Origin of the sequence: Paenibacillus sp. FSL K6-1330 (assembly GCF_037976825.1) — a bacterium.
Lineage (GTDB): Bacteria > Bacillota > Bacilli > Paenibacillales > Paenibacillaceae > Paenibacillus_AQ.
In genome coordinates, this window is the sequence record NZ_CP150269.1 from 499,940 (window position 1) to 519,290 (window position 19,351).

The following is a 19,351-nucleotide window of genomic DNA, read 5'->3' on the forward strand; positions in this document are numbered from 1 at the left end:
CTCCTTTTGATTGATGATGGTAACTTAACTTCATTAAATATATTCCCCGATGAGGTCGGTTTCGGTATTCCGTTCTAATGCAGAGATGACGTCATCGATATTTTCGTATCGGCTAAATTGCTCCTTCTGAAATACGAGGCCGCCGGCGCGGACCACAAGCTTGAGGGACATCCCTTTTTTGTCACGGAAGGGGACGTTCATCATAGCAACTTTGATGCGTTCCATAAGACTTTTGAGATATTCCGGCTTGGTGAGCGGGCACAGAATGATAAAGCGTCCTTCTCCAATGGAGAATTTATAGTCCTCATAACGAATCTGATTTTGAATCGTGCTCGACAGTTCCATAATCAGCTTGGCAAAACGGTGTGATCCGACAGACTCCCTGGTTAGAGGGAGAAAATCGAGCTTAAACATCATGATGCAGAAGCTGTACTGATCCGAATACCGATTGGCCAGATTGGATTGTTTCACCAGCGTATCTTCGAAAGCATCCTTGCTGCCAAGAGAGGTGTCGATGTCGATATCCGGGTTGGTTTTCCTCAATTGCTCGAGACGCCTTATGAACCTTCGGCTTCGCACCAGAGCTAGCTTGATGAAGATAGCAATGGCGGTATTGGCGGGCAGCAGCAGAATCCAGGAGAGTGTGAGTGCATTGACCGGGGCCAGAGTGGACAACCATACGAAATAAGTGACCGAATACACAAACACCGTGACCGTCGAAACGCCTACCGGAAGAAAGAAGCCGATCAATAAGGCAGCCAGTGTACCCATACTGAACAAGAATTCCGTGAAAGTAAATCTTTGGTTTACATAGATGTTCCAGAATATGAACAACTGCTGGACCATGGCGAGAGCAATCAGCAGAAAATAACCGAGTTCGACGCGACGTAAAGGGGTGGACTTTTTCATGTTTTACCTACTTTCTAATCTCTTAAACCTTTTATCGCAGTAGTTAGGCCATTCCATATGTTATTTAAAAATTACCCAAATGTCGATAGATTTATCGAACGTTGACATAATCTACACATTGGATAACGAATTTAATGTCCACTGACCCTGGAATTCTCCTTTCAACTGACCCTTACGGAAATCTTGGCATATGGGGTAGAGTAGAGAATAACGTCTTCATGATGTCACAGGTGGTATATCCCGTTTGTCTTATAAGTGGTGTAGCTTTCATGCTAGAGAATATACAGAATAAGAAGGTGTGCCTGATGTTATTGGATCAAATCTATACCGAATACAAGCCGATGATGTTCGGCCTGGCCTATCGGATGCTGGGGAGTGTGGCGGATGCGGAGGACATTGTGCAGGATGTTTTTTCCCAATTCGTGCAGATGGATCGGGGAGAAGTACTGAACGAGAAGGCATATTTGGCCAAAATGACAACGAATCGCTGCATCAACCTGTTGAAATCGTCCAGACGCCAGCGCGAAACGTATACCGGTCCCTGGCTCCCGGAGCCGATGCCGGACTATGACATGCTGACGCGGTCCGATCCTGCGGAGCGCCGTGAAACGATAGGTTATGCCTATCTGGTGCTGCTTCAACGGTTAACGCCACTGGAACGTGCCATTTATATCGCCAAGGATACGCTGGGGCTTGAATATCAGGTTATAGCGGAGATGCTTGGAAAGACGGAGATCAGCTGCCGCAAGACCTTCAGTCGTGCCAAGCGGAAAATGGATCATCATTCGGAGAGGTCAATAGGAGAAAACGCCCGGACGGAAACACAGGAACGCTTCGTTGAAGCATTCCTGCGGGCGTCCGATATGGGGAATTTCAAGCCGCTGCTGTCATTTCTGAAGGAAGAGGTTACGCTACTATCGGATGGGGGCGGCAAAGCGAGGGCAGCCATCAATCCGATATTAGGCGTAGAAAGGGTACGTGCTTTCTTTGAGGGGTTATCTGCCAAAGGCTCGTTTCGGGAAGGGTTTGAACCTGTCACCGTAAACGGAGAGCCCGGCTTATTGCTAAAGCGGGACGGCCGGGTCTCCATGGTGCTGACGGTAGAGTGGGAACCCGACTTATCCCGCATCCGTCAGATTTTTCTTGTGGTGAATCCGGATAAATTGCAGCTATTTAATCAAAACAGCCCGGGAACAGACCTGTAGCGACACCGATCCGGTTCCAGGCATTAATCGTTGTGATCGCCATGATCAGATCGACGAATTGCTTCTCGTCAAAATGCTTGCGCACGCGTTCGTACACCTCTGTAGGAACACCGGCCTCGGATAGCTTAGTCACGCACTCCGTCAATTCGATGACGGCCCGTTCCTCGTCCGAATAAATCGGGACTTCCCGCCACATCGGCAGAAGGAGGAGGCGGTCCACGCTTTCGCCCATGGAGAGCAGATCCTTGGAATGCATATCCACGCAGAAGGAGCAGCCGTTGATCTGGGATGCCCGGAGCTTAATGATCTCGTACAGCTTGTGATCGAGGCCGCTTTTTTGGGCGGCTTGCTCCAGGGCAAGCAGGGTTTTGAAAGCTTCGGGATTGGCCGATCGGTAATTCATTCGCAGTTCCATATTCAGTTCCCCTTTTTGGTATGATTTTTGATGTTCACCCATATGACAGTTGGCCGTGCAGAATTGTGACATGTCCCAACGGAAAAAAGAAAGAAACCCTTCAAAGGTGGAGAACGAAAGACCGAAAAAGATGGGCGCTTCTTGGCAGAAGCGCCGTTCCGGGCAGCATTCATGTTCATCCAGAGGGTTTCTTTGTCATTTATAACGTTTTATATGTTATTTTCCGGCCCTAAGCGGAATGCGTAATACATCGTCACGCTTATAGAGGGTTATCGTTTTGGCTTAAGCTATACGGAACCAGCTGATTTGCACTTCACCTTTTATGATGAGGAATACGTTAGCCCGTCCTGTTAATCCCGTCAGTTTGGCCTGGACTGTCGTCCAGGCTTGGCGTCCTCCGGTCGGCAGAACCTTGCAGCTTCCGGCTGCAGGGCCATCCGGGCTGCCGGTCGTAATGAGGATATCGCCGCCCTTGATATGTCCGCTCACCCTGGCTTCGAACGTTACCGAAGCGTCGCCGAGAGCTACGTCATGGAAAGCGATCCATCCCGTCTCGTCGGTTAAACGAATGCTTTCGCCGCCTTCACGGCATTCATCCAGGAAGACACCCTGGTAGTCGTCATAATTCACCGCTCGAACAGGCTCTCGCAGAGTGCGTGGAGGGATCGTCTCACCTTCGACTTGAAGGACTGCGGTTTCCGGCAATTGGCTGGAGGACGGTCCAGCCATGAGCGTGTAAGTCCCCTTTTCAACGCAGTAGCGATCCCGGGTGACATCCCAGAACGCCAGATCCTCCGCTTTGAGCTCAAAGCTTACCGTTTTCGAAGCTCCCGGGGCCAGATGGATGCGATGGAAGCCTTTCAACGTTTTGGAAGGGCGAATGATGCGGGAGGAATCAGCCTTCACATACAGCTGAACCACCTCATCTCCGGCCAACGTGCCCTCATTCCTGACGGTAACGTTGACAGTTACGCTACCATCGGTGGTAATTTCCGACTGGCTTAGCGACAGACCGCTGTAATGGAAGCGGGAATAGCCGAGACCATGACCGAACGGATACAGCACATCCCCGTTGAAATATTGATAGGTCCGTTTCCCTTTGATAATGTCGTAATCCATGAGGTCTGGAAGCTGTTCGATTGACTTATACCACGTCATATTTAAGCGACCGCCCGGATTGAAATCTCCGTACAGAACGTCGGCAACCGCATGACCCAGCTCCTGTCCGGCATGAGACGTAAAGAGGATGGATGGCACATGCTCCTGTTCCCAGTTCACGGCGAACGGATATCCGCCTACGATGACAACCACCGTATTGGGATTGGCTTCATAGATCCCCTGAATTAAGGCTTGCTGGGCAGGCGGGAGGGTGATGTCGGGACGGTCGATCGTTTCCTTGCCGTTAATGAACGGACTGTTTCCCACGAAGACTATGGCGGTTTCAGCCGATGCTGCTGCCGCGACGGCTTCAGCGATGCCGTCCTGAACCGTCTCGATGGCCATTGGCGTTCCCGCATCTTCGCTGCTGCCTACCACAAGCCGTCCGTGCTCATCCAGTAGGATCGGTTTGCCCTCCCAATTGTTCATTACAAAGCTTCCATCTGGTAACACCTCGAAGCTGAAAGTCTCTTTAACGAACCAGCCGCGAGCCTCGTCGGCCGTTGCTTGCAGTCCCGTCTCGGTTTCAGTTACGAATTTGCCGCTGCTGGCGAGCCGAAGCGTCACGGAGCCCCACCCCCAGTCGTTCCGCTCGAACACCGCCGCTCCGGAGGGCTCAGCTGTGCTTGCAAACAGCCCGCCATTCTCTTCCGAAGATAAGGCGATATATTTGCCGCTAACAGCAGAACGAAGACGTACCTGGTCTAATCCCGTATGAAAATGGACGCTGCGTTCCCCCATTTTCTCCTGCACGCCCTGAAGCGGCGTTATTCGGTATGGAGGCGTACCGCTGTACCAATCCGTAAATGCTTCGTTAGCCAGGGGACCGATGACAGCAGCGGACTTCAACTGATCACGCTTAAGGGGCAGTAATCCGTCGTTTTTCAGGAGGACGATCGATTCCCGGGCGGCTCGAAGAGATAATTCGGCATGCTCGGGCGCGCAGAGCTTCGACTCCGGCACATGGCTGTAAGGATTCCGTTCTTCCGGATCGAATTCCCCTAGACGGAAGCGGACGCGGAAAGTATTGCGCAGGGCATGATCCAGATCCTGCTCCTCAAGCAATCCTTGCTCTAATGCGTCGCGAAGAGCACGGAAGGAGATGTCCTGATCATCGGTAATGCTGTCGATACCGGCTTTAACGGAGCCGGCAACGGCCTCTGCATAGGAGGATACATATTGATGGTCCATGACAGTGCCCAGAACGTCACCCGCGTCCCCTACCACGAATCCGTCCATGCCCCATTCCTGTTTGACGATGTCGTTCACTTCATGGTTCAGGTTGCACGGCGTGCCGTTGATGCCGTTATACGCGGTCATCATGGAACCGGCTTTCCCTTCCCGGAACGGTGCCTCGAAAGCCTTCAGATAATACTCGCGTTTGTTTCTCGGATCGATGCTTACCGATGCGCTGCCGCGGTCAACTTCGTTGTTATTGCCGTAGAAGTGCTTCAGGGTAGCTACCGTTTTGTAGTAGAAGGGATGGTCTCCCTGCATGCCCTTCACAAGCCCGGTGGAGAGTTCCCCGGTCAGGTGCGGGTCTTCCCCGTAGGCTTCTTCCGTGCGTCCCCAGCGAGGGTCGCGTTCCAGATCCACCGTGGGTGCCCAGATGGTCAGTCCGTTGATGGCGCGGTCGCGCTGGTAATAGACGCGGGCTTCGTCCGCAATGACCGATCCGATCTCCCGCATCAGCTCGGGATTCCAGGTACACGCAAGCCCGGTATTTTGCGGAAATACGGTCGCTTCGCCAAGCCATGCCACGCCGTGAGCACCTTCGGTGCCATGCTTATATTTTTGCACGCCGAGGCGGGGGATTTCCGCCTGGTATTGGCACATTAATTCGATTTTTTCGTCCAAGGTCAATCGGGATACAAGATCATTAACCCGTTCTTCCAGCGGAAGATCCGGATTCTGGAATGGATATTTCATGGAGCAAAACCTCATTTCTATGCATAGTTGGAATGGAAACGCTCTCAGTTATACATGTGATAAGTTCATGCTTCTCTTAAGCCAGTTAGACCAATTCCATCATAGCGTGCAAAGCGGAGCCGTAATACACCGAGAATTAGTGCAGTTTTCATGTGGGAATTTCGAATTCGAAGACCAAAATGAAGAGCTTAATCAATTGATGAACATTTTTGACTCCGTTTCGTATACGAGGTCGCCGAGATCGTTTTTCAGCAAAAACATAAGAAATGATGGGGGGCCAACGTTTGCATTCATTATTTTTTACCGTGATCGTGACGGAGAAATAGATGATTATTTTTTGGATATCAATCAAAAAGGTTATGTTCTAAGGGGAGGGAAGAAAATATATAAAATGGTTGATCGGGAAGAGGAGGTCTTTGATCAGCTTTCCAGATGGCTGTTTGAAAGAGCTGTTAGAATGCCAGCAACTTAAAAGCTGAAAGAAATGAACACGGAATAGAACGAAGGATTTATGAAACCTCTCCGATGAAAGGGATGCTTAGGCGCCTCCGTTTCTTCGTGAGAGGTTTCTGTTTTCTTTCGTCCGCTACATTCGGCAAATCTCTTTGGGGCAGTCCTCGCAGTGGCAAATATTCCGCAAATAGTCGGGATCATTCAGAACGATGCGTCCCCGTTCGGTAGAAATCACGCCTTGATCCTTAAGCTCGTTCAATATCCGGTTAACGCTTTCACGGGTGGAGCCAATCATCTCCGCCATTTCCAAATTCGTAATCCGCTTGCCAATGATAGATCGTCCATCCTTGATTGTCCCACTCGTGCCGTACATATTGTACAGTCGCAGCAGCAGTGAGCATAGAGCCCCGGATTTACCATGGAGCAGCAGGTCGCGTAATTTGCTCTGCGCGGTGCGCTGCATGAGTGCCATCCAGCCCATATATTCCACGGCAAAGTCCCCGTTAGTGCGGATGACTTTATCCAGTTCGGCCTGCGGCACAATTCCGACCTCACTATCCTCCAAGGCTTTGGCTTCGAATTGATGAACGGCTCGTCCGAACGGATCGGGTTCACCGAACAGATCGCCGGGGATGTGAAGCGATAAGGTGGCCGACAATCCGTCTTCCAGCAGCTTGGATACCTTCAAGCTTCCACGGTTTACAAAGTACAGCCGATCCGCAGGATCATTCTCCTGGTATAGATAATCGCCGGCAAACAAACGGACAGGCTCAGCCATCTCCCGGATCAGAGCGAGATGCGGTTGTGAATAGACAGAGGAAGTACCCGCTGGAAACAACCCTCCATACCATGTTTCGGACCTTGCAGCTCGATTCTGTTTCATACGATCTTCTCCTTCCATAAGTTTATTCGGCAAGCTGATAATCGTCATTGGTCAGCTTAAATGCATGGGTCAGACCTGAGGTGAGATAGATTTGATGATCGGTGGTGACAAAAATGGCTTCGGCATCGTCGCGGCTCTCGACGAACTGCCGTCCTTCCGTTAGTCCAAGCGAGAAGACGGAAGTTGACATGGCGTCGGCGTCCATGGACGTGTCGGTCACAATCGTTACGCTGAGCAGGTCATTATCGACCGGATAACCGGTGAAGGGGCTCAGAATATGGTGATACACCTTCCCTTCTGCTTCGAAGAAGCGCTCGTACACGCCGGAGGTTACGATTGTCTTATTGACGACCTTCAGTGTTCCCAGATGCTGCCCGCGCTTTTCTCCGGGATCCTGGATGCCGATATTCCACGGTGAACCGTTCGGTTTCGAGCCCATGGCAAGGATATTGCCCCCAAGATCGATGATGGCCGAATGAAAATCCTGCTGCTGCAAATAATCCGCGATGACGTCCGCTGCATATCCTTTGGCGATGGCCCCCAGATCCAGCGACATTCCTTCTTTCTTCAGCAGAATGGCATGGGATGCAGGATTCAAAATGACATCCTTGTAATTCATTCGCTTCATGGCAGCATCCAGCTCATCCTCTTCCGGCACAGCGGGGTGTTCACCGCCAATGCCCCAGAGGTCTACAAGCGGGCCTACGGTCGGTTCGAAATGTCCGCCGGAAGCCGCCGCATAATCGATGGCGGTTTGGACAACCTTGAAGGTTTCCTCGGATACGCTCACTTCGGACTTGCCCGCCGCTTGATTGACCCGATCAATCTCGCTGTCCGCCAGCTGCCGGTTCATGCGTTGGTCGATCCGATCCAGCAGTGCGCCTACCTCATCGAAATGCTGGGACGTCATCCGTTCATCGTAAACGCGGAGACTTACAATGGTATCGAATATAAAGTAACGTTCGGTTGCCGGTTCGTTGCTGGCGGCTACCTTCTGATCTGCTGTGGTTGTGCAGCCAATCGATCCCGTCATCAACAGGGTGAGCATGATCAACAGGCTGCTGTAGGAAAGAAGCTTCCTATACATGACAGTGCCTCCTCTTTTCAGTTCTGGTGCTGTTCTCAATCGAGTTCCGATGATCTCAGCGTATCAGACCATTCCCTTGCTGAATGTGAGAAAAATCATTTCTGGCACTTGGTGCAGCCCTGATAATGAAGATAAGCAAAGCGAAGTGGAGAGATGCTGATGAAACGCGGAGATATTGGAATAGCGCTCGTGCTGATAGTGGTTGTCGCCTGGTTTGGAATATCCAAGTTTATGGGAGAAGACGGAGCGGCGCAGGGAAACTATGCCATGATCGAGGTGAATGGAAAGCATTATGATACGGTGGCGCTTACGGAAGAGCCCCGAGATATAGAAATCCGGACAGAACGGGGATATAACCTCTTGAGGGTCTCCCGCGAGGGGATCGAGATGGTGGAGTCGGATTGTCCGGATCAGCTCTGCATTGGGTTCGGTCACGTTCACGATGTTCATGGCACCATAGTATGTTTGCCCAATCGGGTGTTTGTAGAAGTGACTGGAGATCAAGTTGAAGGAAGTGAGCCGGATGCCGTTGTCTCCTGATCCCCATGCGCTCCGCAAGCTGGTCGTAATCGCCATCTGCGCTTCCTTATCGGTGGTGCTTGGCATTGTGGAAGCCCTGATTCCATTTGCGGTCACGATACCCGGTGCCAAGCTGGGACTTGGCAATATTTTGGTGCTGACCTGTCTAGTCTGCCTAGGGGGCAGAGATGCCCTGTGGCTTATTGTTTTAAAGACATTGCTGACTGCCTTTATACTGGGAAGCTTTTCGACCTTTCTGTTCAGTATGTTCGGCGCGCTGGCGAGTTTTTTGGTGATGTATGTCATGCTTAGGCTCGGGGGCCATAATTTCAGTTTAACCGGCGTGAGCATCGCAGGTGGCATTGCTCATAATATTGGCCAATTAACGGCAGCTTCGCTGGTATTGGGAACAACCAAAATTTATTATTACTTGCCATTTTTGCTCGGAGCGGGTGTCGTGACGGGGATCTTTGTGGGATGGGCTGCAAAACATCTGATCGAATCCCTGCGACGTATCGATCCGTTTGGCATGTTTCACACGGAAAGTTAAGGAGGAGGCGTTAGGCATGGTGGACATAACCGATAAGTCAGAGCACGCGGTCCAACTCAAGCATGTATATTACGGACAGGGCTGTACGAACGTGCTCAAAGACGTCTCGCTGGCGATCCCTCATGGGCAATGGGTATGCATCGCCGGAAGGAACGGGGCAGGCAAGTCCACGCTGATTCGCCTGTTAAACGGACTTCTCCTCATGAGTCGGGGACGGATTCTTATTGATGGGCTGGAATTGAACGGCCGTACGCTGGGTGAAATTCGCCGTCATATTGGCATGGTGTTTGCTAATCCTGACGATCAGTTTGTTGGCCTAACCGTAGAGGATGATATTGCGTTTGGCCTGGAAAATCTGTGTCTGAGCCGGGAAGAGATGCTGCAGCGGATTCGGATCTATGCGGAGCGGCTGGATATCGTCCATCTGCTCCACCGCCATCCGGCTACTTTGTCCGGTGGACAGAAGCAGCGCGCTGCCATTGCTGCCGTGCTGGCGATGGAGCCTTCTATCATTGTCTTGGACGAGGCAGCTTCCATGCTGGATGAGAAGGCTAAGAATGAGCTGCTGGGTTTCATGCGAACCATGCATGCCGAAGGCCGATATACCATCATCTCCATCACCCATGACGTAGAGGAGATGGCCGAAGCAGACCGGATGATCGTGTTGGATGGCGGAATGGTCACGGCAGACGGAAGTCCAAGGGAGCTGCTGCTGCAGGAAGAGCTGCTCCAGCGTTGCAGGCTAAAGGTTCCTTTTGCCCTCCAGCTATGCAGGGAGCTGAAGGCGCGGGGGATTGATATCGGTGAGCTGGTTAGGGAGAAGGAGGTGCTGGAGGCGTTATGGTCATATCATTCGAAGAGGTTTCTTACCGCTACCGGGACCGGGGGATGAGCCCTATTCTTGGACTCGACGGTCTTAATCTGGAGCTGGAGGAAGGCGGAATGATTGCCGTCCTCGGTGCGCCGGGTTCGGGAAAATCAACGCTTCTCCAGCATATGAACGGATTGATACGGGCAGATGAGGGCTTGGTTCGCATATTGGATTTCCGCCTTGAATCGGGTGACAGCAAGAAAGTCCCTGCCGGTCTGCGGCAGCGCGTCGGCCTGGTGTTCCAATACCCGGAGCAGCAGCTGTTTGAAGAGACGGTGGAGAAAGATCTGCTGTTCGGGCCGCTTAACTTCGGGCGGAGTCCAGCCGAAGCTGCCGAGGCGGTCCGCAGAGTGGCTTCCTTCGTCGGATTAGACGAGGAGCTGCTGGCGCAGAGTCCATTCAAGTTAAGCTCGGGCCAGATGCGAAAAGCGGCCGTGGCTGCGGTATTGGCGGCTGACCCCGACATTTTGGCTTTGGATGAGCCTACGGCCTCCCTCGACCCTGCCAGCCGTGAGGATTTGATGGGGCGGCTGCATGGATTAACGAGGACCCAAGGCAAGACGGTTCTCATCGTCACCCACCGGCTGGAAGAAGTCGTGGCCTACGCGGACGAGTTCGTTGTAATTAAAGATGGCAGCATCGTATTTCAAGGAACTGCCAAAGAGTTGGTTCACCGGCAGGAGGTGCTGGAGCAGGCGGGACTGATGGCTCCGTCGTCCGTGCGGATGGCGGGCAAGCTGGCAGCTCAGCTTGGAGTACAGCCTCCGGAGATGCCACCGGATGCGGCGGCGCTGGCGGATTGGTACGCAAGCCAGCTTGAAATATAGGGCAGGGCGAAGCAGAGGCGAAAGGAGGAAGCATGGATGAAGCAAAAAATCATCCTGGGCCGATATATGGAAGGTGATTCATGGGTTCACCGTCTGGATCCGCGTGCCAAGACGGCTGCCATGCCGCTCTTTATGGTAGCCGTGTTCCTGGTAGACGGATATATGGGGGTGCTCGCGCTGCTGCTGTTCACTGCGGCGGTGATCCGGGCTACGAGAATCCCGTACCGTTATTTCATTAGAGCCATGAAGCCGCTGATGTTCCTAATATTGTTCATCCTGGTATTTCATCTTCTCTATGACGCGGGAGGCGGGAAACTGCTGGATGTGGGCGCGTTCAAGGTGTATACCGGCGGATTGGAAAAAGGCATCGTGTCCGCATCACGGATGGCGCTCTTCATCATGTTGGCGGCGGTGCTGACCTTCACGACCCAGCCAGAGCAGCTGGCCCAGGGGCTCGGCAGCCTTCTGCGGCCCCTGACCTATATCGGCGTGCCGACCGATCGGCTGGTGCTGATGCTCGGCATTGCCCTCCGGTTTATTCCGACCATTTTCGAAGAAGCGGAGCGGCTGTGGAAGGCACAGCAGTCCAGGGGACTGGACCTGTCGTCGCGGTCGCTGAAGGAAAAGGCGCGGCTGATCATTGCCCTGCTGGTGCCTGTAACGACAGGCGCATTCCGGCGCGCCATCGGGCTTGCCGATTCCATGGAAGCCAGAGGCTACCGGCTGGGTGCGCCGCGAAGCAGGTTCAGGGCCTCTGTATGGAAGCGGGCGGACACGCTGTTTGTTGCATTGTTCCTGCTGCCTGTGGCCGCAGCCGCGCTGCTGTAGTTTGGGGATTGAAGGAAAGAAAACCGCAGTCAATCTTTACGGACTGACTGCGGTTTATTTTACTCGAATTTTATAGGGAACGCCTCACAAACACTTGTGGACGAGTTGCTGCAGCTTGTTGGCTCTGATTCGTTTCCAATGTCTGTTAATAGTTTTGAGAATTCACCCAGATAGGGCTGCAAGACATGTTTATTGTTATTGATTTTCCCTTGAACGATCCCAGCAAACCGTCCATTCTCCTTCATGTCTTTTGCGGTAACGAGTTTCCCATTCTTGTAATTCTCTACTCTATAGTATTCTTCATCCTCGAAACGTTGGTTTACTCCAGTATAGAGCTCCATCACCTCATAGTTATCCATTCGATATACGCCTTCGCTGATGGAACTACCGTAATCCTCCATCGCGCTTGCATAGGCGAACCCTTTGTAGCCGGGTTTAGACTTTTCCCTTTTGTAATAATTCAGGTCTTGAATGTGGCCGTGAGCCAATTTGGAATGCATCAGTTCATTCGCCTGCTCTCGATCCGATACGGAAAAAGCCAAGAAGGTGTTCCCATCCCGATATTCAAACCAAAGGGAGTCCAGGGATTGCATCACGGCATGACCCGACAGCAAGTCATGATCCTTGAAAATGCCCTCCGAGATTACATAAAATTCAAGATCAGGGTTGCTCTCCTTGCGAACCCCGGTTCCATCGGGCCGGTCGCCCTTCCATTCACCCTCATATACGATTTTCATATCCTCTGGAAGCCTGTCCGATATGTATTTGCCTGTGCCGGATCTTTGTCCATTGTACCAATCGCCGCTGTACACTTTGGAAGGTCCCCATCTCATGGTGCCTTTACCGTGGGGTTTGTTATTCTTCACTTCTCCGTAATAGGTTGCCCTGTTTGGGAGGGTCAAGCTCACTTTTTGGTTTGAGGCCTCGGTCTCCTCTACATTTGAATCTTGTCGCTGATCCGTATCTTTATGTATATCATCCACGGATGATTTACCCAGTCAAATCATAGATGAGAATCATGTCAAACGTAAAGTTATAATATGGAAATTAAATATGTGAATTGGATATTTGGCCTATCTTTTTTTGTAGGTTTCACAATACAGCTTGTAGAGAATGAAACTATAAGAAAACACCGTTGCCGTGAAGGAACGATGTTTTCTGTCATCTGCATTAATGCATCGGTATCGGCATATTCGTCGGCTCGATCCCCTGGTAGGCCTGATCCACGGACTGCCGGTCCCTTCACGCTGGACATATGCGAAAGAGGCGTATCGGGATTCAGCAGGTAGTCGCTTTTTCCGTCGGATCGGTCTGCAAGCTTTTCCGCATACAGGACATGTTCTGCTATATCCTTTCATAATCGAACAGGGATGCATCCATCATGGATGCATCCCTGTTCATTTTGAGTATATGGATTCATGTCTTTAGGGCAGAAAATAATGGAGCAGGACCTGCAAATCATGCTGGGCCGGATGATCCGTAAAGTCGCCGATCATTCGCTGAGCCTGTTCCGCATACGATCGGGCAAGCGCCTCGCTTTGCTCAATGGCGCTGCTAGCGGCAATGCGGTGGATGACTTCATCCATGTCAGCCGCCACAGAGTGGGGGCCAAGCTGTCTGATTCCAGGTGCAAGGGCTGGATCGTTGAGGGCGTAAATCACCGGCAGCGTAATGTTGCCGTTTCGCAGGTCTGCGCCAGCCGGCTTGCCGATGGCCTCCTTGGGCTTCGTGAAATCGAGCAGGTCATCCCGGATTTGAAATGCCATGCCGAGCGACTCCCCGAATTGAAACAGCCGTTCAGCGGTTCTCGCATCCGCTTTGGCTGCTTCCGCGCCCGCTTTCAGGCAGTGGGCCATCAGCAGGGCGGTTTTGCAGCGCGTTTTCTCTAAATACTGCTCCAGCGTCAGTTCATAGTTAAAGCGGTGGTGCAACTGATCGTATTCTCCCATACAGAGCTCGGTTACCAGAGCCGCAAGTTCGGCTAACCGGTAAGCATCCTCCTCGGAGACGCCATCACTACTCCTGTCTGACTCGTCATTCGGATTACCTGCGGCCCATTCGATGGCACGGGCAATCATGTAATTGCCGATATGCACGGCTGTCTGGACATCCGTGGTTTCATGCAGGGTCGGTAGCCCTCGCCGCATATCGGATTGATCGATGATGTCATCGTGTACCAGCGAGGCCATGTGTAAATATTCAAGCAGCACGGCGGTTTTCATTACGGCTGGATCATGCCCGCTTTCCCCGAAACGGCTGCCGAGCACGACCATGAGCGGACGCAGCCGCTTGCCGCCGGCGTCAATGAGATCTATGACGCTGCTCAGCACAACAGAGGGAGGAGTGAGGTCACGGTCTGAGGTGACCACCTCCCGGAGCAGGTTGTCGAAGGAAGCGAGATCCACTCCCATTTGGTTATGAATGTTCATTTGCATCATCGCTCCTTTCCCAGATGGCTCCTTACGCGCTCCGTTGCTCCAGATAGCTGCGGATTTCGCGCTTCAGCTCTTTAAGCAGGATTTCGGGTGAAACGTTCTTCATTAGATTCAGCTGCATGCGTTTATGAAAGGGGAGAAGCCGGGACAGCAGCTTCCATTCCTTCCGTTTGACGGCAATCCGGTACATAAGCCCGGTTAAATAATCGCCATCCAGCAGCATGCGCGTCAATCTCTCGTTGTCCTGTGCCTGCAGCTTGCCGTGCTTGCTTAGAGCGGAATGAATCAGGATGCAGCATGCCAGCACCGTCATTTTCCGGGAATAGGCCAGTTCATAAGCGTTGAGCATATCGGCAATGTCCCTCACCGGCCTGTTATCCATCTCCATCCAATCGATATCCGTTCCGGAATCGATATGCGACCGAAGCAGGTCGATCGTATCCTGTAATAGCTTCATATCCATCGTTATTGACTCCTTCCGGAAGGCTCGTGCTGATTAAGAGTGTGAATGACGGCAGAACGGCCTGTGAACCGAATCGGCAAGCATGATAAGACAAGCCGATTCTCTCGAATGGTGAAGGATTAGTCCGTATACACGTACCATCGCCTTACGATCGGAATTCGTTTCCATACCTTCTTCAGCCAAGGATATACATAGTAGTCAAGTCCGAACGTGCTGCCCGATCCGCCGATTAAGGCGATCCCAGCTGCCAGATACCACAGCATTTCGTTAGGTGCCATACCTGATACCCAAACCATCGCGCCCATGGCAACGCTAGCTACGGCTGCAGGTGCCGTGAACAATCCGACGATCAGCAGGATGCCGACGATCAGCTCAGCCAGGACCATCGAGGTCTGAAACACATAGGCGAGCGAAGTATAGCCGCCGTCGCCGGTGTAAAACATCAGGTCCATCGACCAATCGACAATGGATTTCATGAAACCCGGAACCGGCAGGGCGGATACCGCTTCTGCGGTATAAGCGGAGGCGGCGGAGACCGCGTCAGCCGCTCCAGCTCCGGCTGCCCCGGCAGCATCGGCGCCGGCAGCAGACGCTGCGCTTACGCCATCGGCTGCTTTGGCAGGAATAAGGAACACCTTATTCGGATCCTCAATAATCTTGTGGATTTTATCCCATCCCTGAGAGAGCCACATCCATCCGGCAAAAATCCGCAGCGGAACGAGCCAGAAATTCGGAGACCGTTTGGCAAAATGTCCCCCCACGAAGCTGCGATTGTTCCGAACATGGAAGAATTCATGCAGCAGGTAATGGTATACCTTGTTGAAGCCGCAAACCTGGAACAGATAGAGCATATTGATCATATGTTTGACCAGCATAGCCATGAAGCCGCTGAGCCTGAACATGTGGCCAGGAACGCCCACGTTAGCTACCCCGTAGCGGCTGCCGATACAGACCATCGTTCCGTGGAACGTCGGTTTGTAGGATTTCATTGGTTTGTTCAATAGTTCAGCCACAATGTTATGTGCGATGACTGGGGCTGCGAGTTCCGCATTTTCTACCATTTGAGGTACGGGTGCAGCCGCGCCCTCAGGAATGTAGAAAATATTGTCCCCGACGACATAAACGTTCGGATGGGCAGGAACTTGAAGCTTGTCGTTGGTCAAAATACGCTTGCGGCCTTTTTGCTCGACATCCATATTGCCAACTACGTCGGAACCCTCAACCCCCGCGGTCCAGATAACCGTACGGGATTTGATGTCATTGCCGCCGACGGTAACGCCGTCCGGTTTAACTTCTGTAATCTTCGAGCCTGTGATGATATTGACATCCATTTTGCGCAGCCGTTTCTCGGCTTTGCGGATTAACGGTTCGGGCAGGATCGGCAGGATCTTGTCGACCATGTCGGCGACATGAAGTGTAACCTCGCTTGGATCAACGTAGAACTCTTTGCATAATTGTTGAGTGAATTCGGCCAGCTCGCCGATCATTTCGACCCCGGTGAATCCACCGCCGACCACGACAAAGGTCAGCATTTCTTTGCGGACCTGCGGGTCGCGCTCCAGTACTGCTTTTCGGAACATATTCAGGGTATGTTCCTTCAAGCGGACAGCATCATCATACGACCATAAGGTAAAGGCGTGTTGATCTGCGCCCGGTATGCCGAAGAAGGTTGGCTTGCTGCCTGTTCCGATGACCAGATAATCATAGTTATAGGTTTGTTTCTCTCCACGGAGTGTTTGACCGTCAAAGTCAATGCCGCCGATTTCATCCAGCACCACGTCTACATTGCGGAATCCGGAGAACACTTTTTTCAGATCGATTTTGATGGAATCTTCTTCGACCCGATTCGCGGCCACTTCATGCAGCTCGGTCAGCAGTGTATGATACGGCTTGCGGTCGATGAGTGTTATCCGCAAATCTTTCTGTTTGCGCAGTCGTTTAGCCAGCTTCTTGGCGGTAAGTATACCGCCATATCCGCCGCCCAGCACGATAATCTGTTTCATGCGAATCTCCCCTCAAGGAATAGTTGTCTTATATCTCTTGTTCTTATTTGGCGCCTTCGAGCGCTTTCGTTGCCAGCTCTACCAATCCGTTGACGTGGATCGACACACCGGAGATTGCATCGGTTTTGCCGTCTTCCGCCGTTACGATTGCTTGCGGATCTTGCTTTTCAATCAAATACTGCTCGGCTTGGTAAGCCTGTTCATGCCATTCGGATTGAGCTCCGCCGTTCTTCATGCCGTATTCACCGGATTTGGAACGGGTAACTTTATCGGTACCGCCATCTTTATGAATGCCGTTCCAGCTGACCGTGGCGATCTTTCCGTTAATAACGGTAACGTCGACGGTTTCTTTCCAGCCGGACTTAGCGTCGAAATCAGCCGCTTCTGCGTGATAGCTGCCGTCTTTGTATGGTCCTGCTTCAACAGGTCCCGCTGCCAGCGCTTTTGCTGCCAGTTCGGTAAATCCGTTGACATGGATCGATACCCCGGATACGGCATCCGTGCGGCCTTCATCGTTCAAGGCCAAGCCTTCAACCGACTGCTGAGCCACCAGATATTCCTCCATTTTAGCTGCCTGCTCATGCCATTCTGCTTGAGCGCCGCCTTTTTCCTTCATACCGTAGAAGCCTTTTTCGGAAAATGTCTTTTTGTCCAAGCCGCCGTCCTTATGAAGCCCGTTCCAGTTGGCGCTGACGATCTTGCCGCCTTCGACCTTAATCGCAACGAGTTCTTTCCAGCCGGAGTCTTCGGCAAACTCGCCTTCAGCGTAATATAAGCCGTCCTGCAGGGTTCCTTCTTGTGCAGGCTGTTCCGCATTACTTGTGTTATCCGTGTTTTGGCTCTCTGCTGGTTTGTCCGTATTAACCGGCTCTTTGTCACCGTTGCCTCCGCAGCCGACAAGCAGCGCAAACATCAACATAACGGAGAGGGATAGAGAGAGTGTCCTTTTCATTCTGATTTCCTCCTATGATTTTGTGAATTACTTCACAAATATTGTTCTTGAGTTCATTTTATTCTTAAAAAGAATAGTTATCGGTGAAAAAAATCACAAATAGTGTCGGTGCTTCATGTTCGAGGTGATCCTGTTGATTTATATGAAGGATCATAGGTCAGATAATGCCTCGAATGTCATCCAGCGAATGGATGCCTTCGCTTTCCATCAATTCAATCAATTCTTCGGCCAGGGTATCACCGGCCCGCAAGTTGATGAAATTGTAGGTCCCGATCTGTACAGCAGCCGCGCCTGCCATGATGAATTCGAGGATATCCTCGGCGCTGCTGATGCCGCCGATTCCAACGACCGGGATGGATACCGACCGTGCCACCTGATGGACCATGCGGAGCGCGATCGGTTTAATTGCCGGCCCGGACAGCCCGGCGTAGGCTCTGTCAAATACGCTTCGCCGCTCCCGTATATCAATCGCCATCGCCTGGATCGTATTGATGAGCGAAAGACCATCAGCGCCTTCAGCTTCACACATGCGGGCCATTTCCTTTAAATCCCTTGCACCGGGAGAGAGTTTAACAAGCAGAGGCAGCGTGGTCGCTTTCCGGACTGCGCGAACCACCTCTTGAGCCTGCTCATTCTCAACGCCGAAGGCCAGCCCGCCTTCCTTGATGTTGGGGCAGGAGATGTTGAGCTCAATCATGTCGACAGCTCGTTTGCCGGATGACCGTAACTTGAGGCTGGCTTCGGTAAGCAGCTCGGCGCCCTCCGTATATTCCCGTATGGTGCCGCCGCCAAGATTGACAATGACCGCAGCCCCGTGTGAGGTCATCTCGGATAATTCATGCTCCAGAAAAGCGTGGATGCCCGGATTCTCAAGGCCAATGCTGTTCATGATGCCGGATGGCGTTTCATAAAGCCTTGTTCCAGAATTGCCGATTCGTGGAGTCAGGGTCAGTCCTTTGGAGACAATGCCTCCAAGCTTGCGAAGCGGATACAGATCCGCATACGGTTTGCCGAATCCGAACGTGCCCGATGCCGCCAAAATCGGATTCGCCAGCGGGACGCCCGCCAGTTCACAATCGATGGAGATCATTCCAGTTCACCTCCTTCGCCGGAAATACGGGGCCATCGGTGCATACCTTGCGGCTTGCGCCAGCGGAGGTTAACGTGCAGCTGTTGCATGCCCCGATGCCGCAGCCCATTCGCTTCTCGATGGAGACGTGAAGCTTGGCGTTAGTACTCTCCGTTTTTTGGGCCAGACTGTGCATCATGCCAACCGGTCCGCATGCGAATATCGTGTCATAGCGGCTTGGGTCCACTGCATCTACAATGGTGCCGCCGGATTTGACGGTGACATTGCGGCTTATTTCGTGGAATCCGGTGACTCCGAAAGGGACGCTGGTGTATCCCAGATATACGCTGGCATCAGGTATTTCCTTAGCTGCCAGCAGCAGCGGGGCTACTCCAATGCCGCCTCCTACCAGTGCCGTCCGGCCTTGGGGCTTGGGGAATCCCTGACCGAAAGGTCCTTCCAGCTGAATCTTGTCACCCGCTTGAAGCGCCGATAGCAGCCATGTACCTGTTCCATGTACGCGATACAAGAAGGAAACGGAGTCCTCCGTCAGGTTATGAACGCTGATCGGTCGTGACAGCACGGGATAGGTATCCCAGCAGCGAAGCATGAAGAACTGCCCCATTCGTGCCGAATAGCTGCCTTGAACGGTAAGTCGATATATGCGATGGGCCAGTCTGACATTTTGAATAACAAGGGCCACGTTCTCATTCTCCTCCCTTGGCGTACTTTTTCCGCCCGCTATGTTCCTTGATACAGTATCATAGACCGATAACGCTACCTGTGACATTTCTC

Annotated in this window: 19 protein-coding genes; 7 read left to right on the forward strand and 12 right to left on the reverse strand. The window is 52.3% G+C overall.

Annotated elements, in window-relative coordinates:
* Positions 1 to 33: 33 nt before the first annotated feature.
* Complete coding sequence (locus NYE54_RS02205; protein WP_339269700.1) at positions 34 to 909, reverse strand: GGDEF domain-containing protein; 876 nt, start codon at positions 907 to 909, stop codon at positions 34 to 36.
* Positions 910 to 1,214: 305 nt separating this feature from the next.
* Between NYE54_RS02205 and NYE54_RS02210 the strand changes: the two genes are divergently transcribed.
* A complete protein-coding gene (locus NYE54_RS02210; RefSeq protein WP_339269702.1) occupies positions 1,215 to 2,114 on the forward strand; it encodes a sigma-70 family RNA polymerase sigma factor in 900 nt (299 codons plus the stop codon).
* Here the strand turns inward: NYE54_RS02210 and NYE54_RS02215 are convergent.
* A complete protein-coding gene (locus NYE54_RS02215) occupies positions 2,083 to 2,529 on the reverse strand; it encodes a carboxymuconolactone decarboxylase family protein (RefSeq protein ID WP_339269704.1) in 447 nt (148 codons plus the stop codon). The two genes, NYE54_RS02210 and NYE54_RS02215, sit on opposite strands and share 32 nt — an antisense overlap.
* 282 nt (positions 2,530 to 2,811) lie before the next feature.
* A complete protein-coding gene (locus NYE54_RS02220; protein ID WP_339269706.1) occupies positions 2,812 to 5,616 on the reverse strand; it encodes a glycoside hydrolase family 3 C-terminal domain-containing protein in 2,805 nt (934 codons plus the stop codon).
* Between NYE54_RS02220 and NYE54_RS02225 the strand changes: the two genes are divergently transcribed.
* Positions 5,615 to 6,088 (forward strand): hypothetical protein, encoded by a 474-nt coding sequence (locus NYE54_RS02225; RefSeq protein WP_339269708.1) that lies wholly within the window; start codon positions 5,615 to 5,617, stop codon positions 6,086 to 6,088. The genes NYE54_RS02220 and NYE54_RS02225 overlap by 2 nt on opposite strands.
* 114 nt (positions 6,089 to 6,202) lie before the next feature.
* On the opposite strand, the gene NYE54_RS02230 is transcribed toward NYE54_RS02225, so the two are convergent.
* Together NYE54_RS02230 and NYE54_RS02235 are read right to left on the reverse strand one after the other, a co-directional pair.
* Positions 6,203 to 6,952, reverse strand: a complete 750-nt coding sequence (locus tag NYE54_RS02230) for a Crp/Fnr family transcriptional regulator (RefSeq protein ID WP_339269710.1) — start codon at positions 6,950 to 6,952, stop codon at positions 6,203 to 6,205.
* Between the two features lie 22 nt (positions 6,953 to 6,974).
* Positions 6,975 to 8,039, reverse strand: a complete 1,065-nt coding sequence (locus NYE54_RS02235) for an FAD:protein FMN transferase (RefSeq protein WP_076322475.1) — start codon at positions 8,037 to 8,039, stop codon at positions 6,975 to 6,977.
* 159 nt (positions 8,040 to 8,198) lie between these two features.
* Between NYE54_RS02235 and NYE54_RS02240 the strand changes: the two genes are divergently transcribed.
* Genes NYE54_RS02240 through NYE54_RS02260 form a run of 5 tightly spaced genes read left to right on the forward strand, consistent with a single transcriptional unit; the run spans position 8,199 to position 11,634 of the window.
* The gene (locus NYE54_RS02240; RefSeq protein ID WP_076322474.1) at positions 8,199 to 8,579 is read left to right on the forward strand and encodes a NusG domain II-containing protein; all 381 of its coding nucleotides are present in this window, start codon (positions 8,199 to 8,201) and stop codon (positions 8,577 to 8,579) included.
* A complete protein-coding gene (locus NYE54_RS02245) occupies positions 8,563 to 9,108 on the forward strand; it encodes a Gx transporter family protein (protein WP_098741549.1) in 546 nt (181 codons plus the stop codon). The genes NYE54_RS02240 and NYE54_RS02245 overlap by 17 nt, the downstream gene beginning before the upstream one ends.
* 16 nt (positions 9,109 to 9,124) lie before the next feature.
* On the forward strand, positions 9,125 to 10,000 hold the full coding sequence (locus NYE54_RS02250) for an energy-coupling factor transporter ATPase (RefSeq protein ID WP_339269712.1): 876 nt from the start codon (positions 9,125 to 9,127) through the stop codon (positions 9,998 to 10,000).
* Positions 9,949 to 10,806 (forward strand): ATP-binding cassette domain-containing protein, encoded by an 858-nt coding sequence (locus NYE54_RS02255; protein ID WP_339269714.1) that lies wholly within the window; start codon positions 9,949 to 9,951, stop codon positions 10,804 to 10,806. Before NYE54_RS02250 ends, NYE54_RS02255 begins: the two co-directional genes overlap by 52 nt.
* Positions 10,807 to 10,842: 36 nt before the next feature.
* A complete protein-coding gene (locus NYE54_RS02260) occupies positions 10,843 to 11,634 on the forward strand; it encodes an energy-coupling factor transporter transmembrane protein EcfT (RefSeq protein ID WP_339269716.1) in 792 nt (263 codons plus the stop codon).
* 59 nt (positions 11,635 to 11,693) lie between these two features.
* On the opposite strand, the gene NYE54_RS02265 is transcribed toward NYE54_RS02260, so the two are convergent.
* From NYE54_RS02265 to NYE54_RS02295, 7 genes are all read right to left on the reverse strand, one after another.
* A complete protein-coding gene (locus NYE54_RS02265; protein ID WP_339269718.1) occupies positions 11,694 to 12,617 on the reverse strand; it encodes a hypothetical protein in 924 nt (307 codons plus the stop codon).
* A gap of 441 nt (positions 12,618 to 13,058) precedes the next feature.
* A complete protein-coding gene (locus tag NYE54_RS02270; RefSeq protein WP_339269720.1) occupies positions 13,059 to 14,063 on the reverse strand; it encodes a polyprenyl synthetase family protein in 1,005 nt (334 codons plus the stop codon).
* A 31-nt stretch (positions 14,064 to 14,094) separates the two neighbouring features.
* Positions 14,095 to 14,532, reverse strand: a complete 438-nt coding sequence (locus tag NYE54_RS02275) for a hypothetical protein (protein WP_098741555.1) — start codon at positions 14,530 to 14,532, stop codon at positions 14,095 to 14,097.
* A 119-nt stretch (positions 14,533 to 14,651) separates the two neighbouring features.
* A complete protein-coding gene (locus NYE54_RS02280) occupies positions 14,652 to 16,535 on the reverse strand; it encodes an FAD-dependent oxidoreductase (protein ID WP_076322467.1) in 1,884 nt (627 codons plus the stop codon).
* Between the two features lie 43 nt (positions 16,536 to 16,578).
* Positions 16,579 to 17,487: an FMN-binding protein gene (locus tag NYE54_RS02285; RefSeq protein WP_339269722.1), complete on the reverse strand. Its 909-nt coding sequence runs from the start codon at positions 17,485 to 17,487 to the stop codon at positions 16,579 to 16,581.
* Positions 17,488 to 17,644: 157 nt separating this feature from the next.
* Entirely contained in the window at positions 17,645 to 18,577 is a 933-nt protein-coding gene (locus tag NYE54_RS02290; protein ID WP_076322465.1) for a dihydroorotate dehydrogenase, read from the reverse strand.
* Positions 18,558 to 19,259: a dihydroorotate dehydrogenase electron transfer subunit gene (locus NYE54_RS02295; RefSeq protein ID WP_339269724.1), complete on the reverse strand. Its 702-nt coding sequence runs from the start codon at positions 19,257 to 19,259 to the stop codon at positions 18,558 to 18,560. The genes NYE54_RS02290 and NYE54_RS02295 overlap by 20 nt, the downstream gene beginning before the upstream one ends.
* Positions 19,260 to 19,351 lie beyond the last annotated feature (92 nt).

What these genes read in the sequence shown, in the direction of transcription:
- NYE54_RS02205 (WP_339269700.1), bottom strand. Translation starts at nt 909, where the DNA reads ATGAAAAAGTCCACCCCTTTACGTCGCGTCGAACTCGGTTATTTTCTG.
- NYE54_RS02210 (WP_339269702.1), top strand. Translation starts at nt 1,215, where the DNA reads ATGTTATTGGATCAAATCTATACCGAATACAAGCCGATGATGTTCGGC.
- NYE54_RS02215 (WP_339269704.1), bottom strand. Translation starts at nt 2,529, where the DNA reads ATGGAACTGCGAATGAATTACCGATCGGCCAATCCCGAAGCTTTCAAA.
- NYE54_RS02225 (WP_339269708.1), top strand. Translation starts at nt 5,615, where the DNA reads ATGGAGCAAAACCTCATTTCTATGCATAGTTGGAATGGAAACGCTCTC.
- NYE54_RS02220 (WP_339269706.1), bottom strand. Translation starts at nt 5,616, where the DNA reads ATGAAATATCCATTCCAGAATCCGGATCTTCCGCTGGAAGAACGGGTT.
- NYE54_RS02230 (WP_339269710.1), bottom strand. Translation starts at nt 6,952, where the DNA reads ATGAAACAGAATCGAGCTGCAAGGTCCGAAACATGGTATGGAGGGTTG.
- NYE54_RS02235 (WP_076322475.1), bottom strand. Translation starts at nt 8,039, where the DNA reads ATGTATAGGAAGCTTCTTTCCTACAGCAGCCTGTTGATCATGCTCACC.
- NYE54_RS02240 (WP_076322474.1), top strand. Translation starts at nt 8,199, where the DNA reads ATGAAACGCGGAGATATTGGAATAGCGCTCGTGCTGATAGTGGTTGTC.
- NYE54_RS02245 (WP_098741549.1), top strand. Translation starts at nt 8,563, where the DNA reads ATGCCGTTGTCTCCTGATCCCCATGCGCTCCGCAAGCTGGTCGTAATC.
- NYE54_RS02250 (WP_339269712.1), top strand. Translation starts at nt 9,125, where the DNA reads ATGGTGGACATAACCGATAAGTCAGAGCACGCGGTCCAACTCAAGCAT.
- NYE54_RS02255 (WP_339269714.1), top strand. Translation starts at nt 9,949, where the DNA reads ATGGTCATATCATTCGAAGAGGTTTCTTACCGCTACCGGGACCGGGGG.
- NYE54_RS02260 (WP_339269716.1), top strand. Translation starts at nt 10,843, where the DNA reads ATGAAGCAAAAAATCATCCTGGGCCGATATATGGAAGGTGATTCATGG.
- NYE54_RS02270 (WP_339269720.1), bottom strand. Translation starts at nt 14,063, where the DNA reads ATGAACATTCATAACCAAATGGGAGTGGATCTCGCTTCCTTCGACAAC.
- NYE54_RS02275 (WP_098741555.1), bottom strand. Translation starts at nt 14,532, where the DNA reads ATGGATATGAAGCTATTACAGGATACGATCGACCTGCTTCGGTCGCAT.
- NYE54_RS02280 (WP_076322467.1), bottom strand. Translation starts at nt 16,535, where the DNA reads ATGAAACAGATTATCGTGCTGGGCGGCGGATATGGCGGTATACTTACC.
- NYE54_RS02285 (WP_339269722.1), bottom strand. Translation starts at nt 17,487, where the DNA reads ATGAAAAGGACACTCTCTCTATCCCTCTCCGTTATGTTGATGTTTGCG.
- NYE54_RS02290 (WP_076322465.1), bottom strand. Translation starts at nt 18,577, where the DNA reads ATGATCTCCATCGATTGTGAACTGGCGGGCGTCCCGCTGGCGAATCCG.